A 13,657-nucleotide genomic window follows, 5' to 3' on the forward strand; every position below is an offset into this window, starting at 1 on the left:
GCAGCAATAGTCGATCAAGTACGGGAAAGGCAGGCAAGGAACCGGTATGCGTGAAAGGTCGGACGCCGAGGTCGTCGAGGTCGCGGACCCAGCAGTCGCGGAAGCCGCGGACGTCAAGAAGAAGCGGCTCGATCTGAGCGTCCCTCAAGTCGCGGGCAGCGCGGTGGCCGCCGTGGTGGCGGCCAAACTCGCCTCGTACTTCGGGGTCTACGGCACGATCCTGGGCGCCGGTCTGGTCAGCGTCGTCGCGACCTGCGGCGGCTCGGTCTTCCAGCACTTCTTCAGCCGCACCGGCGAACAGCTCCGGGAGGTCACCGTCGCGGACCGGCCCGGGCAGCGGTCGTCGCCCGCTCCCGGCGAGTTCACCGAGGGCACCGTCTACCGCGCGCGGGTGGGCAGTTGGAAGCGGCCGGTGGTCGCGGCCGCCCTGGTCTTCGGGGTGACCCTGACCGGCATCACCACCTATGAGCTGGTGTCCGGCAACAGCTTCAGCGGCGGCAAGGGCACCACCGTCAGCGACGCCGTCACCGGCCACGACCCCTCGACTTCGAAGTCCGGTGACGACTCGCCCACTTCGCCGTCGTCCTCGCCGACGCCGTCCACCACACCCGACGCCGGCACCCCTTCGGGTTCGAGCGGCACCTCTTCGGACGACAGCGGCACTTCGGCCACCGACCCGACGCCGACACCGAGCGCCTCGGACGGCGGCGGCACCCCGACGCCGACGCCCAGCGCGTCCGCTACGACCCCAACACCCGCCGCAAGTAGTCGTTCTGGAAGCGCCGATCCGGGTCAAGACGGTCCCGCAACGCCGTGAACTCGCCGAAGCGCGGGTAGACCCCGGCGAAGTACTCGGCGTCCCGGGTGTTCACCTTGCCCCAGTGCGGCCGGCCCTCGTGCGCGGTGAAGATGCGCTCGGCCTCGGTGAAGTACGCCTGGTAGGGCGTGCCCCGGAACATGTGCACGGCGATGTAGGCGCTGTCCCGGCCGGAGGCGGTGGACAGGGTGATGTCGTCGGCCGGGGCGGTGCGGACCTCGACCGGGTAGCTGATCCTGAACTTCGAACGCTCGACCATCGCCTTGAGTTCCCGCAGCGTGTCCACCAGCGCGGCACGCGGGATGGCGTACTCCATCTCGACGAACCGCACCCGACGGGTGGAGGTGAAGACCTTGTAAGGGATGTCCGTGTACGTCCGCGAGGACCAGGCCCGGGTGGAGATCTGGGCGATGGTCGGCACGGTCGAGGGCACCGCGCGGCCGAGCATGTTGGCCACCTGCCACAGGCCGTTGGCCACGAACTCGTCGTCGAACCAGCCCGCCAGCGGCTTCACCGGCTGCTCCGGGCCCGCGCTGCGGTTGTTGCGCTTGGTGTTGGTGGACGCCGTGTGCGGGAACCAGTAGAACTCGAAGTGCTCGTTCTCGGCCCAGAGTTCGTCGAAGCGGCCGGTGACCTCGTCGAAGGGCATCGGCTCCTCGCGGGCCGAGAGCAGGAAGACGGGCTCCACGGCGAAGGTGATCGCGGTGACGATCCCGAGGGCGCCGAGGCCGATGCGGGCCGCCGCGAAGACGTCCGGATTCTCCTTCTCGGAGCAGGTCAGCACCGAACCGTCCGCCGTGACCAGCTCAAGTCCCCTGATCTGGGCGGCGATCGAGCCCGACTCGCGGCCGCTGCCGTGGGTGCCGGTGCTGGTGGCGCCGGAGACCGTCTGCTCCATGATGTCGCCCATGTTGGTGAGCGACAGACCCTCGCGCGCGAGAGCCATGTTGAGTCTCTTGAGCGGGGTGCCCGCCTCGACCGTGACCGTCATGGCATCGCGATCAATGTTGCGGATGCCGGTCAACAGTTGAGGGCGGATCAACACACCGTCGGTGGCGGCGATCGAGGTGAAGGAGTGCCCGCTGCCGACGGCCTTCACCGTCAGCCCGTCCTCGGCGGCCTGCCGCACGGCCGCCGTCAGTTCCTCGACCGAGGCCGGCGTGACCTCCCGCGCGGGGCGGGCCGTGACCGTACCGCCCCAGTTACGCCACGTGCCGTTCTTCGCGCTCGCTGTGGTGCTCAACAACGGTGCCTCCCCGACCCGGTGCCGGTCTGCTGAGCCGGCGGTACCCGAGGAAACCGACCGCGACCGCGACGGCTCCGGCGACCACCGGAACCCCGTACCCCGCACGCGCGCCGGCCGCGTCGATCACCCAGCCGGCGACGGAGGAGCCGAGCGCGACCCCGACCGCCAGGCCGGTGCTCACCCAGGTCATGCCTTCGGTGAGCTTCGCGCGAGGTACGTGCTCTTCTATGAGGGACATCGTCGTGATCATCGTGGGTGCGATGGACAGGCCCGCAAGGAACAGCGCCACGGCCAGAAGCGGCAAGTTTCCGACCAGTAGGAGGGGGATCATACTCACGGCCATCGCGCATATGCCCAGCAGCCACCTGCGCGCGGGCGCTCCCCGGAAGCGCAGCAGCCCGAAGACGACGCCCGCGGAGCAGGAGCCCGCCGCGTAGAGGGCGAGCACCACGCTGGCCGCGCCCTTGTGGCCCCGCTCGTCGGCGAAGGCGACGGTGACCACGTCGACCGCCCCGAAGATCGCTCCGGTCGCCACGAACGTGGCCACCAGGACCTGGAGACCGGCCGCGCGCAGCGCCGAGCCGCCGCTGTCGGCGCCGCGCACGCGCGGGTGCGGCTCGGGCTCGGTGGCGCGCTGCGCGGTCAGCCAGAAGACGCCGAGCGCCAGGAAGCAGGCGGCGAGCAGCGGCCCGGCCTCCGGGAACCAGGCCGTGGACAGCCCGATGGAGATGATCGGCCCGAAGATGAAGCACACCTCGTCGACGACGGACTCGAAGGAGTACGCGGTGTGCAGCTGCGGGGTGCCCCGGTACACGGCCGCCCAGCGCGCGCGGACCATCGCGCCGAGGCTCGGGACCGAGCCGATGCCGGCGGCGCACACGAACAGCGTCCAGTCCGGCCACTCGAAGTGCGCGGCGAGCAGCAGCCCGGCCGAGGCGAGGAGCGCCGCCAGCGTCGCCGGCCGCAGCACGCGCCGCTGCCCGTGCTGGTCGACCAGCCGGGAGATCTGCGGCCCGATCGCGGCGGCGGACAGCGCGATGGTGGCCGACAGGGCGCCCGCGAGCCCGTACCTCCCGGTGAGCTGGGAGATCATCGTGACCACGCCGATGCCCATCATGGACAGCGGCATCCGGCCGAGCAGGCCCGCGGCGGCGAACCCCTTGGAGCCGGGGGCGGCGAACAGGGCGCGGTAGGGGCTGGGCACGGGGTCTCCGAAGGGGTACGGCCACGCGCGCGTACGGGGCGGCTCGGGCACGGCGTGGACGAAAGTGGCTCGGTAAGGCGCCGGTACCGGCTCCGTAAGGTGCCAACACGGCTCATACAGCTTACGAGTGAGGTCACCCTAATGCACCCGGTCGGACGGCCGGGAACCGGGACCGAACGCACCCGGGCCGGCGGTCGGGAACCGGGACCGACCGCACCCCCGCAGGCGGTCCGGAACCGGGACCGTCGTCCGACCTGCCCCCGTCGTCCCCCTGGCCGCTGCCGGGCTGTCGGAGCGGGGTGGCAGGATCGATGTCATGCCAGACGCGCTCGATGCCACTCCCTACGACGCCCTCCTCCTGCTCTCGTTCGGCGGCCCCGAAGGCCCGGACGAGGTGGTTCCGTTCCTGGAGAACGTGACGCGAGGGCGCGGCATCCCCACCGAACGCCTCAAGGAAGTCGGGCAGCACTACTTCCTGTTCGGCGGGGTCAGCCCGATCAACGACCAGAACCGCGCCCTGCTGGACGTCCTGCGCAAGGACTTCGCGGAACACGGCCTGGACCTGCCGATCCACTGGGGCAACCGCAACTGGGCCCCGTACCTGACCGACACCCTGCGCGAGATGGTCGCCGACGGCCGCCGCCGGATCCTGGTCCTGGCCACCAGCGCCTACGCCTCGTACTCGGGCTGCCGTCAGTACCGCGAGAACCTCGCCGACTCGCTGGCCGCCCTTCAGGCCGAGGGTCTGCCCCTGCCGAAGATCGACAAGCTCCGGCACTACTTCAACCACGAGGGCTTCCTGGAGCCCATGATCGAGGGCGTCCTGCGCTCCCTGGCCGACCTCCCCGAGGACGTCCGCGACGGCGCGCACCTCGCCTTCTCGACCCACTCGATCCCCGTCGCCGCGGCCGACACCTCCGGCCCGGTCGAGGACCACGGCGACGGCGGCGCGTACGTCGCCCAGCACCTGGACGTGGCCCGGCAGATCGCCGACGCGGTCCGCGACCGCACCGGCGTCGAGCACCCCTGGCAGCTCGTCTACCAGTCGCGCTCCGGTGCCCCGCACATCCCGTGGCTGGAGCCCGACATCTGCGACCACCTGGAGGAGCGGCACGCGGCCGGCGTCCCCGCGGTGGTCATCGCGCCCATCGGCTTCGTCTCCGACCACATGGAGGTCCTCTACGACCTCGACACGGAGGCCAAGGCGAAGGCCGAGGAACTGGGCCTGCCGATGCGCCGCTCGGCGACCGTCGGGGCCGACCCGCGGTTCGCCGCCGCAGTCCGTGACCTGGTCCTGGAGCGGGCGGCCGTGGAGCGCGGCCAGGAGGTCACGCCGTGCGCCCTGGGCGTCCTCGGCCCGAGCCGCAACCTCTGCCCCGCCGGCTGCTGCCCGGCCCGCGCCGCCCGCCCCGCCGCCGCGGGTGCCGACAGTCCGTACGCGTGAGGAGCCCCGTGACCGACGCCCCGTACCAGGAACTGCTGGAGCTGGCTCTGGAGGCCGCCCGCCGCGCCGGAGCGCTGCTGCGGGACGGCCGCCCGGCCGACCTCGCGGTGGCCGCCACCAAGTCCAGTCCCATCGACGTCGTCACCGAGATGGACATCGCCGCGGAGAAGCTGATCACCGACCTGATCTCCGCCCACCGCCCCGACGACGGCTTCCTCGGCGAGGAGGGCGCCTCCAGCGAGGGCACGAGCGGCGTCCGCTGGGTGATCGACCCGCTCGACGGCACGGTCAACTACCTGTACGGGCTGCCCACTTGGGCGGTCTCCATCGCCGCCGAGCAGGACGGCGAGACGGTCGTGGGCGTCGTCGCGGCCCCGATGCGCGGGGAGACGTACCACGCGGTCCGCGGCACCGGAGCGTGGGCCAGCGGCGCCTGGGAGGGCGAACGCAGGCTCACGTGCCGCCCCGCGCCGCCTCTCGACCAGGCACTGGTCTCCACGGGCTTCAACTACGTCACCGAGGTCCGCACCCACCAGGCCGACGTCGCCCACCGCCTGATCCCGCTCCTGCGCGACATCCGCCGCAGCGGCTCCGCGGCCGTCGACCTCTGCGACGTGGCCGCCGGCCGCCTGGACGGCTATTACGAACGCGGCCTGAACGCCTGGGACTACGGCGCCGGCGACCTGATCGCCCGAGAAGCGGGCGCCCTGACCGGCGGACGCCCCGGAGAGCGCCCCTCACGCACCCTGACCATCGCCGCCACCCCGGGCGTCTTCGAGCCCCTGCAACACCTCTTGGAGGACTTCGGCGCCTGGCACGACTGAGGGTCCGGGCAGAGAAACGGGGCCCGACGCTGGATTCGTCGGGCCCCGTCTCTTTCTGCGGTATGCCTACAAGCGAGCAGACGCTAAGCGCCGACCTCCACACCGTGCTCGGCGGCGAGGCGGCGCAGGTCGTCGAGTTCGCCCTGCTCCACCTCGACGAGGAAGTCGTCGCCCTCGTTGCGAGCCCGCGTCAGGTCGGACTCGGTCGTCCTTATGCGCTGCAGAAGTCCTGCGGTGAATGCGTCCATGCTGCGCCCCCTCGTCCTGGGTCGTGGGTCGATGGCACGGGGGTGTGCCGTTCGGAAGGGGCGATCACGTCTCCAACAGGTGCCCGGCACAGCCCGCGCCGGGCGGCGACGGTGCCGGACACCCACGTCCACTCTGCGGAAAGCGGATTGCGCCGTGCCGCATGGTGTTGCGGCACTAGCAGAGCGTGATCGCGGGGTATGAACGGTCCTCCCCGCGCTTCCTTCCACGGAAACCTCAACCGGCCGAGAAAATCCCGCATTCCCGAGTCTCACAACTGTCTTTCATCCACCGCTCACTCCGCCCTAACCCGCCGCCCGCCTGCCACCCGGCCGCCTTACAGCCGACTTATGGCCGAAAAGGGCAGGATGGAGGCACACAGTCATGGAGAACTCCGCCCGCGCCTGCCCTCAGGGGCGCTACGCGGGTGGACATCAGGAAGGACAAGCGACGTGCGCGTACTCGTCGTCGAGGACGAGCAACTGCTCGCCGATGCGGTGGCCACCGGACTGCGCCGAGAGGCCATGGCCGTGGACGTCGTGTACGACGGCGCGGCCGCCCTGGAGCGTATCGGTGTCAACGACTACGACGTGGTCGTCCTGGACCGAGACCTCCCGCTCGTGCACGGCGACGACGTCTGCCGCAAGATCGTCGAACTCGGCATGCCCACGCGCGTGCTGATGCTCACGGCCTCCGGTGACGTCAGCGACCGTGTGGAGGGCCTGGAGATCGGCGCCGACGACTACCTCCCCAAGCCCTTCGCGTTCAGCGAGCTCATCGCACGCGTGCGTGCCCTGGGCCGGCGCACCAGCGTTCCGCTGCCGCCCGTCCTGGAGCGCGCCGGGATCAAGCTCGACCCCAACCGCCGGGAGGTCTTCCGGGACGGCAAGGAGGTCCAGCTCGCGCCCAAGGAGTTCGCCGTCCTGGAGGTGCTGATGCGCTCCGAGGGCGCCGTCGTCTCCGCGGAGCAGCTCCTGGAGAAGGCCTGGGACGAGAACACCGACCCGTTCACCAACGTCGTCCGCGTGACCGTCATGACCCTGCGCCGCAAGCTGGGCGAGCCGCCCGTCATCGTCACCGTGCCCGGCTCCGGCTACCGGATCTGATACCCCATGGCCGCAACACCCGCTCTCCCCACGGCACCCCCCAAGCCCACCTGGGACCCCCGCAAGCCCGAGCCGCCGTTCCCCTGGCTGCGCCCGACCATCCGCATACGCCTGACGCTGCTGTACGGCGGCATGTTCCTGATCGCCGGCATCCTGCTGCTGTCGATCATCTACCTGCTCGCCGCCCAGGCCCTGCACGAGGGCAGCGGCCAGCAGTTCTCGGTGTCCGGCAGCAACCTCAGCATCACGAGCAGCACCTGCCCCCAGCTCGACCGGGCGTCCGACAACAGTGAGCTCAACTCGATCCTCAAGGCGTGCGACGCCGTCCAGCGCCAGCACGCCCTGGACGATCTCCTCAGCCGCTCGCTGCTGGCCCTGCTCGGCCTCGCCGTGATCGCCTTCGCGTTCGGCTACGCGATGGCCGGCCGCGTCCTGTCGCCGCTGGGCCGGATCACCCGTACCGCCCGCGCGGTGGCGGGCTCGGACCTCTCCCGCCGGATCGAGCTGGACGGCCCGGACGACGAGCTCAAGGAACTGGCGGACACCTTCGACGACATGCTGGAGCGGCTGCAGCGCGCCTTCACCGCCCAGCAGCGCTTCGTCGGCAATGCCTCGCACGAGCTGCGCACCCCGCTGGCGATCAACCGCACGCTGCTGGAGGTGCACCTGTCGGACCCTGGTGCCCCCGTGGAGCTCCAACAGCTGGGCAAGACGCTGCTGGCGACCAACGAGCGCAGCGAGCAGCTCGTGGAGGGTCTGCTGCTGCTCGCCCGCAGCGACAACCAGATCGTCGAGCGCAAGCCGGTGGACCTCGCCGAGGTCGCCGAGCAGGCGGTCGACCAGGTGCTCTCGGAGGCGGACGCCAAGGGCGTGGTGATCCGCGGCGAGCAGAAGCCGGCGGTGGTCCAGGGCAACGGCGTGCTCCTGGAGCGGATCGCGCTGAACCTCGTACAGAACGCGGTGCGGTACAACGTGCCCAAGGACGGCTGGGTCGAGGTCACCACCGAGGTCCAGCACGGCCAGGCGGTCCTGGTCGTGTCGAACACGGGTCCCGTCGTGCCGGCGTACGAGATCGACAACCTCTTCGAGCCCTTCCGGCGGCTGCGTACCGAGCGGACGGGCAGTGACAAGGGGGTCGGGCTCGGGCTGTCCATCGCGCGGTCGGTGGCCCGGGCGCACGGCGGCCACATCTCGGCACAGCCTCGTGAGGGGGGTGGGCTCGTGATGCGGGTCACCCTTCCCATCTGAGAGCATGTCGCCGACACACGGGGATGTTCGCTTTGCGCGGAATTTTCTGGGCATCGAATCGACGAACCCGTGTGTGATCGATCACAAGGGCGAATTTCCGGCCATCTACTCTCAGTGATCACAGAACCTGCCGGAAAGCCGGGATAATCCGGGTTTTCGGGGGTCTTGATCACGGGAAGTACACGGTGAGACGCCTTTGAAGTGCGGCATTGGGACCGTGTACGGTCCGCATCGCCATCCAAGCCGATCACTCTTGAGGAGTCCGGTTGGGTGTCGATTGAGTAACAGACCTTGATGTGAGGCAAAATCTCCGCCTCGGGTCGGGCACAAGTCCGGCCTCTCACGCGTTACGTGCGCTGGAGACACCGAAGACACCCAGAGGGGGAGAGCGACATGGCAACGGATTACGACACCCCACGCAAGACCGACGACGACGTCGACTCGGACAGCCTTGAAGAGCTCAAGGCCAGGAGGAACGACAAGTCGACCTCCGCGGTCGACGTCGACGAGTTCGAGGCCGCAGAAGGCCTGGAACTGCCCGGAGCGGACCTCTCGAACGAGGAGCTGGCCGTCCGGGTGCTGCCGAAGCAGCAGGACGAGTTCACCTGCATGAGCTGCTTCCTGGTGCACCACCGCAGCCAGCTGGCCAGGGAGAAGAACGGCCAGCCGATCTGCCGCGACTGCGACTGAGGCGGGGTCGGCCGTGACTGGCTCGACCCCTCCTCGGAAGCGCCGCTTCCCCCTGCCGGGAGCGGACAAGGGGCCGAAGGACGGCCCGCACGGCGCGCGTGAAGACGAGCGGGGCTCATCCGGTACGAAAGGATCTGCAGGATCGGCCTCGCTCGAACCGGCGGCTGACCGGGGTGACCTCCCGGTACCGACGGAGCAGGAAAGCGCGCCCGTCGCACGGCGACGGGCCGCGGTGATCCGGGACAAGGCCAGGGAAGGCGTCCGCAAGAGCGGCAGCCGCGCCAGGGCGGGACTGGCGTACCTTGCCGACCGGATCATCGAGAGCGCCCCGAGGATCCCCGTACGGGACCTCGCGACGCTCCGCGGGCAGTTCCCGGGCCTCGGCCCCGAGGAGCTCGCCGACAAACTCGTCGCCGGCGCGGCGAGCGCCACGGCGACGGTCGGAGCCGGGATCGGCGCGGCGGCGATGCTGCCGGTGCCGCCCGCGATGCCGACCGAACTGGCGGCCGAGATCACCGGCGTCGCCGCGATCGAGCTGAAGCTGATCGCCGAGCTGTACGAGGTGTACGGGGTGCGCCCGCCCGGCAATCTCAAAGAGCGCTCGACCACATATCTGAACTCGTGGTCCGGAGAGCGCGGCATCCAGGTGACCAAGCCGTCGACGGTGACGTCCGCGCTGAACGGTCACATGAAGCGCGAGCTGCGCCAGCAGATCATGAAGCGCATGGTCCGCGATCTGCCGAACCTGATGCCCTTCATGGTGGGCGCCGCCGTCGGAGCGGTCATGAACCGCAAGGACACCAGAAAGCTCGCCGCGCGCATCCGCGTCGACCTCCGCAAGGTCCAGGTGCCCTGGGACGCGCTGCCCGCCCTGCCGCCCCTGGAGGCCCCGGCCGAGCCGTTGGAGCTCGGGGACGGCCGCAAGGCGCTGGAGCCTTAGCGGGCCCAGCAGACGCCTTTCCGGGCCCTGTGCGGGGCGTGCGGGGCCGAGCCCTACGCCGCTGTCTCCCGGGCCGTCCGCAGCGCCTCCGCCAGCCGCTCCGGCTCACGCGTCGACAGGTACAGGTAGGGGGTCGGGTCCGCCGGGTCGGTGACCTCCACGCGCAGCGCCCCGGGGATGTAGGAGCGCAGCAGCAGGAACGCGCGCGTGTCCGCCTTGTGCGTGCGCCAGGCGCGGGCCTCCTCCGCGTCCAGGACCTCCGCGTCGCCGAGCGCCGCCACCGGGATCCGGGCCTCGCCGGCGATCAGCGAGTCGCCCACCACGCGGATGCGGACCGAGCCGTAGGCGCTCGCGCAGACCGCGGCCGCCGCCGTGCCGCCGACCAGTCCGCCGAGCAACGGCAGGGTGCCGAACGGCAGCAGGATCAGGGCGAAGGAGACCCCGACCAGGAAGGAGATCAGCCACCAGGTGCGGGGGGCGGTGAGGCGTTCTTCGTAAGGGGCGGCGGAGAGCTGCATGGAGCCAAGCTTGGCACGGTGTCCTGATATGGCCGACGCGCGGGTAAGGTCTGCGGCTGTGAGTGGTACTTCCGCGGCTCTTCAGCCTCCCGCCGACGCGGTGAAACCTGTGCGGCACCCGGATGCTCCCGCACCCGGTGAGCTGCTCGGTTCGCACTACGAACAGTGTTTCGGGTGTGGCGGGGGACAGGCCCACGGGCTGCATCTGGCGGCGCGGGCCGGCGAGGGCGTCACCATCACCGCCGAGTTCACCGTGCAGGCCGCCCACCAGGGGGCGCCCGGGCTCGCGCACGGCGGGGTGCTGGCCACCGCGCTGGACGAGACGCTGGGCTCGCTGAACTGGCTGCTGCGGACGATCGCGGTGACCGGACGGCTGGAGACGGACTTCGTGCGGCCGGTCCCGGTGGGGACCGTGCTGTACCTGGAGGCCGAGGTGACGGCCGTCGCCCGGCGGAAGATCTACTCGACGGCCACCGGCCGGATCGGCGGCCCCGACGGGCCCGTCGCCGTCCGCGCCGACGCCCTCTTCGTCGAGGTGCTGGTCGACCACTTCATCGACAACGGCCGCCCGGAGGAGATCCGCGCCGCCATGAACGACCCGGACCAGGCCCGGCGTGCCCGTGCCTTCGAGGTGAACCCGTGACCCCCCTGAGCCGAGAACCCCTGAACGTGCTGATCCGCCGCGTCGACGCGGACGTACCGCTTCCGACGTACGCGCAACCCGGTGACGCCGGAGCCGATCTGCGCACCACCGAGAGCTGTGAACTCAAGCCCGGGGAACGGACTGTTCTGCCCACGGGGGTGTCAATCGCCCTCCCGGAGGGGTACGCGGCCTTCGTGCACCCCAGATCCGGTCTCGCCGCCCGCTGCGGTGTCGCCCTCGTGAATGCCCCGGGGACGGTTGATGCCGGGTACCGTGGGGAGATCAAGGTGATCGTGGTGAATCTCGACCCGCACGAGCCCGTGCGGTTCGAGCGCTTCGACCGGATCGCCCAACTGGTCGTCCAGCAGGTCGAGAAGGTCCGCTTCCAGGAGGTCGCGGAGCTTCCCGACTCGGCGCGGGCCGAGGGGGGCTTCGGGTCCACCGGTGGCCATGCCGCCGTGGGCGACGCGAGCGGCACAAGCGGTCAGGTCGCCCCGGGCGGCCTGGCGGGTGGGAATCGATACGCTTCGGTCGTATCCGACCGGGAAGGACAGTGACGTGTTCGGACGTCGCAAGAAGAGGGATGCCGCCGAGGACGCGGCCGGCGAGGCCGAGCAGGTCGTCGACAGTGTCGACACTGAGGCGGACGACGAAGAGGGCCGGCGCACGCGCGTGCGGCTCGAACCGGAGCCGCGCCCCGATGGGCCCTGGGACGACACCGAGGTGAGCGATCCGGCCGAGGGCCGGGTCGACCTGGGCGGTCTGTTCGTGCCGGGTGTCGACGGCATGGAGCTGCGGGTCGAGGTCGCGGGCGACGCGATCGTCGCGGCCACCGTGGTGCTGCGTGACAGCGCCGTCCAGCTGCAGGCCTTCGCCGCACCCAAGCGCGAGGGCATCTGGGGCGAGGTGCGTGAGGAGATCGCCACCGGTATCACCCAGCAGGGTGGCATCGTCGACGAGGTCGAGGGCCCGCTGGGCTGGGAGCTGCGTGCCCAGGTTCCGGTGCAGCTGCCGGACGGCACGGGCGGGTTCCAGGTCGTGCGCTTCATCGGCGTGGACGGCCCCCGCTGGTTCCTGCGCGGGGTGATCTCCGGGCAGGGCGCGGTGCAGCCGCAGGCGGCCGGTCTGCTGGAGCAGATCTTCCGGGACACGGTCGTGGTCCGCGGCGAGGGCCCGATGGCGCCCCGCGACCCGATCGTCCTGAAGCTGCCCAACGACGCCCAGATGGTGCCCGAGGGTGTCCAGCAGCAGGAGGAGGGCTCGCGCTTCTCCGGTGGCATGGGCCAGTTGCAGCGCGGACCGGAGATCACGGAGGTCCGCTAACCGAACGCTCCGCGAGGAGCTGAGTTCGAGAACCGAGCGAAGAGCCGCACCCTTCGGGGCGCGGCTCTTCGGCGTTCCTCGGCGTGCGTGACCTCTTGACGGCGTATTGGTCTGTACCTATGGTCTCCGCTCAACGCGTCCGTTCATAAAGGCGCTTCACGTTCACATAGGAGAACGGAAGACCCCCACATGCGCAGAACCGCCTTGATCACGACCGTTGCCGCCCTGCTGCTCGGTGCCCTCTCCGCGCCCGCCGCGCACTCCGCCCCCGCGACCTTCGTCCATCCCGGAGTCACGGTCTCCGCGTCCCAGCTGGAGTTCGCCCGCACCAAGGTCAACGCCGGCGCCCAGCCCTGGAAGGGCGCCTACGACCAGATGATGGCGAGCAAGTACGCCAGCCTGACCCGCACGCCCGCGCCCCGGGCGACCGTCGAGTGCGGTTCGTACTCCAACCCCAACTACGGCTGCACCGACGAGCGCGAGGACGCGATAGCCGCGTACACCGACGCGCTCGCCTGGTACATCACCAAGGACGCGCGCTACGCCCAGAAGGCGATCCAGCTCATGGACGCCTGGTCGGGCACGATCACCAGTCACACCAACAGCAACGCGCCCCTGCAGACCGGCTGGGCGGGCTCCTCCTGGCCCAAGGCCGCCGAGATCATCAAGTACACGTACACCGGCACCTGGGCCAACTCCGCCCGCTTCTCCACCATGCTGCGCAACGTCTATCTCCCCGTCGTCATCAAGGGCTCCAACTCCAACGGCAACTGGGAGCTGTCGATGATGGAGGCCGCCGTCGGCATCTCCGTCTTCCTGGAGGACAAGGCGTCCTACGACACCGCCATGGCGAAGTTCCGCACCCGCACCGCCGCCTACGTGTACCTCGCCTCCGACGGCTCGGTGCCCAAGACCGTGCCCAGCCAGAACCTGGACACCACCGCCAAGATCGTCTCCTACTGGCAGGGCCAGTCCACCTTCGTCACCGGGCTCACCCAGGAGACCTGCCGGGACTTCGTGCACACCGGGTACGGCATCTCCGCGATCTCGCACGTCGCCGAGACCAGCCGCATCCAGGGCGCCGACCTCTACGGCACCGACGTCGGCGAACGGCTGCGCCAGGCGCTCGGCTTCCAGTCCAAGTACCAGCTGGGCGAGGCCGCCCCGAGCTGGCTGTGCGGCGGCACCCTCACCCGCGGCCTCGGCCCGATCACCGAGGTCGGCTACAACGCCCTGCACAACCGCCTCGGCATCGCCATGGCCAACACCCAGACGCTGACCCAGAACCAGCGCCCGGCCGGCAGCAACAACCTCTTCGTGGCCTGGGAGACCCTCACCCACGGCGACAACCCGAACTGAACCGTTGAACGGCCGGGCGCCCGACCGCGATACTGGCGCCCGGTCTTCG

15 protein-coding genes are annotated in these 13,657 nt (G+C 70.5%); 11 read left to right on the forward strand and 4 right to left on the reverse strand.

Annotation, left to right across the window (positions count from 1 at the left end):
- The first annotated feature begins 46 nt into the window (after positions 1-46).
- Positions 47-817 carry a hypothetical protein gene (locus tag ACWDR3_RS21830; protein ID WP_450354175.1) on the forward strand — a complete coding sequence of 257 codons (771 nt, stop codon included), beginning with the start codon at positions 47-49 and terminating at the stop codon, positions 815-817.
- Here the strand turns inward: ACWDR3_RS21830 and ACWDR3_RS21835 are convergent.
- Together ACWDR3_RS21835 and ACWDR3_RS21840 are read right to left on the reverse strand one after the other, a co-directional pair.
- Positions 741-2,060, reverse strand: a complete 1,320-nt coding sequence (locus ACWDR3_RS21835; RefSeq protein WP_450354176.1) for a D-arabinono-1,4-lactone oxidase — start codon at positions 2,058-2,060, stop codon at positions 741-743. The genes ACWDR3_RS21830 and ACWDR3_RS21835 overlap by 77 nt on opposite strands.
- A complete protein-coding gene (locus tag ACWDR3_RS21840; protein ID WP_450354177.1) occupies positions 2,020-3,267 on the reverse strand; it encodes an MFS transporter in 1,248 nt (415 codons plus the stop codon). The genes ACWDR3_RS21835 and ACWDR3_RS21840 overlap by 41 nt, the downstream gene beginning before the upstream one ends.
- Positions 3,268-3,583: 316 nt before the next feature.
- Here ACWDR3_RS21840 and ACWDR3_RS21845 point away from each other — a divergent pair, with 316 nt between their 5' ends.
- A complete protein-coding gene (locus ACWDR3_RS21845) occupies positions 3,584-4,711 on the forward strand; it encodes a ferrochelatase (RefSeq protein ID WP_450354178.1) in 1,128 nt (375 codons plus the stop codon).
- An 8-nt stretch (positions 4,712-4,719) separates the two neighbouring features.
- Entirely contained in the window at positions 4,720-5,535 is an 816-nt protein-coding gene (locus ACWDR3_RS21850; protein ID WP_450354179.1) for an inositol monophosphatase family protein, read from the forward strand.
- 83 nt (positions 5,536-5,618) lie between these two features.
- Here the strand turns inward: ACWDR3_RS21850 and ACWDR3_RS21855 are convergent, their stop codons facing one another.
- Entirely contained in the window at positions 5,619-5,783 is a 165-nt protein-coding gene (locus tag ACWDR3_RS21855) for a hypothetical protein (RefSeq protein ID WP_185146023.1), read from the reverse strand.
- A gap of 450 nt (positions 5,784-6,233) precedes the next feature.
- On the opposite strand from ACWDR3_RS21855, the gene ACWDR3_RS21860 reads away from it, so the two are divergent.
- From ACWDR3_RS21860 to ACWDR3_RS21875, 4 genes are all read left to right on the forward strand, one after another.
- On the forward strand, positions 6,234-6,887 hold the full coding sequence (locus tag ACWDR3_RS21860) for a response regulator transcription factor (RefSeq protein ID WP_003993508.1): 654 nt from the start codon (positions 6,234-6,236) through the stop codon (positions 6,885-6,887).
- A gap of 6 nt (positions 6,888-6,893) precedes the next feature.
- On the forward strand, positions 6,894-8,135 hold the full coding sequence (locus ACWDR3_RS21865) for a sensor histidine kinase (protein WP_450354180.1): 1,242 nt from the start codon (positions 6,894-6,896) through the stop codon (positions 8,133-8,135).
- A 393-nt stretch (positions 8,136-8,528) separates the two neighbouring features.
- Positions 8,529-8,825 (forward strand): DUF4193 domain-containing protein, encoded by a 297-nt coding sequence (locus ACWDR3_RS21870; protein WP_005481602.1) that lies wholly within the window; start codon positions 8,529-8,531, stop codon positions 8,823-8,825.
- Positions 8,826-8,838: 13 nt separating this feature from the next.
- Entirely contained in the window at positions 8,839-9,765 is a 927-nt protein-coding gene (locus ACWDR3_RS21875) for a hypothetical protein (RefSeq protein WP_450354182.1), read from the forward strand.
- Positions 9,766-9,818: 53 nt separating this feature from the next.
- Here ACWDR3_RS21875 and ACWDR3_RS21880 read toward each other — a convergent pair whose 3' ends face one another.
- Positions 9,819-10,283, reverse strand: a complete 465-nt coding sequence (locus tag ACWDR3_RS21880; protein WP_450354183.1) for a DUF3093 domain-containing protein — start codon at positions 10,281-10,283, stop codon at positions 9,819-9,821.
- Positions 10,284-10,341: 58 nt separating this feature from the next.
- Here ACWDR3_RS21880 and ACWDR3_RS21885 point away from each other — a divergent pair, with 58 nt between their 5' ends.
- From ACWDR3_RS21885 to ACWDR3_RS21900, 4 genes are all read left to right on the forward strand, one after another.
- Complete coding sequence (locus tag ACWDR3_RS21885) at positions 10,342-10,926, forward strand: PaaI family thioesterase (RefSeq protein WP_450354184.1); 585 nt, start codon at positions 10,342-10,344, stop codon at positions 10,924-10,926.
- Positions 10,927-10,931: 5 nt separating this feature from the next.
- Positions 10,932-11,483: a dUTP diphosphatase gene (gene dut / locus ACWDR3_RS21890; RefSeq protein WP_450354220.1), complete on the forward strand. Its 552-nt coding sequence runs from the start codon at positions 10,932-10,934 to the stop codon at positions 11,481-11,483.
- A gap of 1 nt (position 11,484) precedes the next feature.
- The gene (locus ACWDR3_RS21895) at positions 11,485-12,249 is read left to right on the forward strand and encodes a DUF3710 domain-containing protein (RefSeq protein WP_123997189.1); all 765 of its coding nucleotides are present in this window, start codon (positions 11,485-11,487) and stop codon (positions 12,247-12,249) included.
- 189 nt (positions 12,250-12,438) lie between these two features.
- Entirely contained in the window at positions 12,439-13,608 is a 1,170-nt protein-coding gene (locus tag ACWDR3_RS21900) for an alginate lyase family protein (RefSeq protein WP_450354185.1), read from the forward strand.
- The last annotated feature ends 49 nt before the right edge of the window (positions 13,609-13,657 follow it).

This window comes from Streptomyces sp. NPDC001002 (assembly GCF_053599215.1).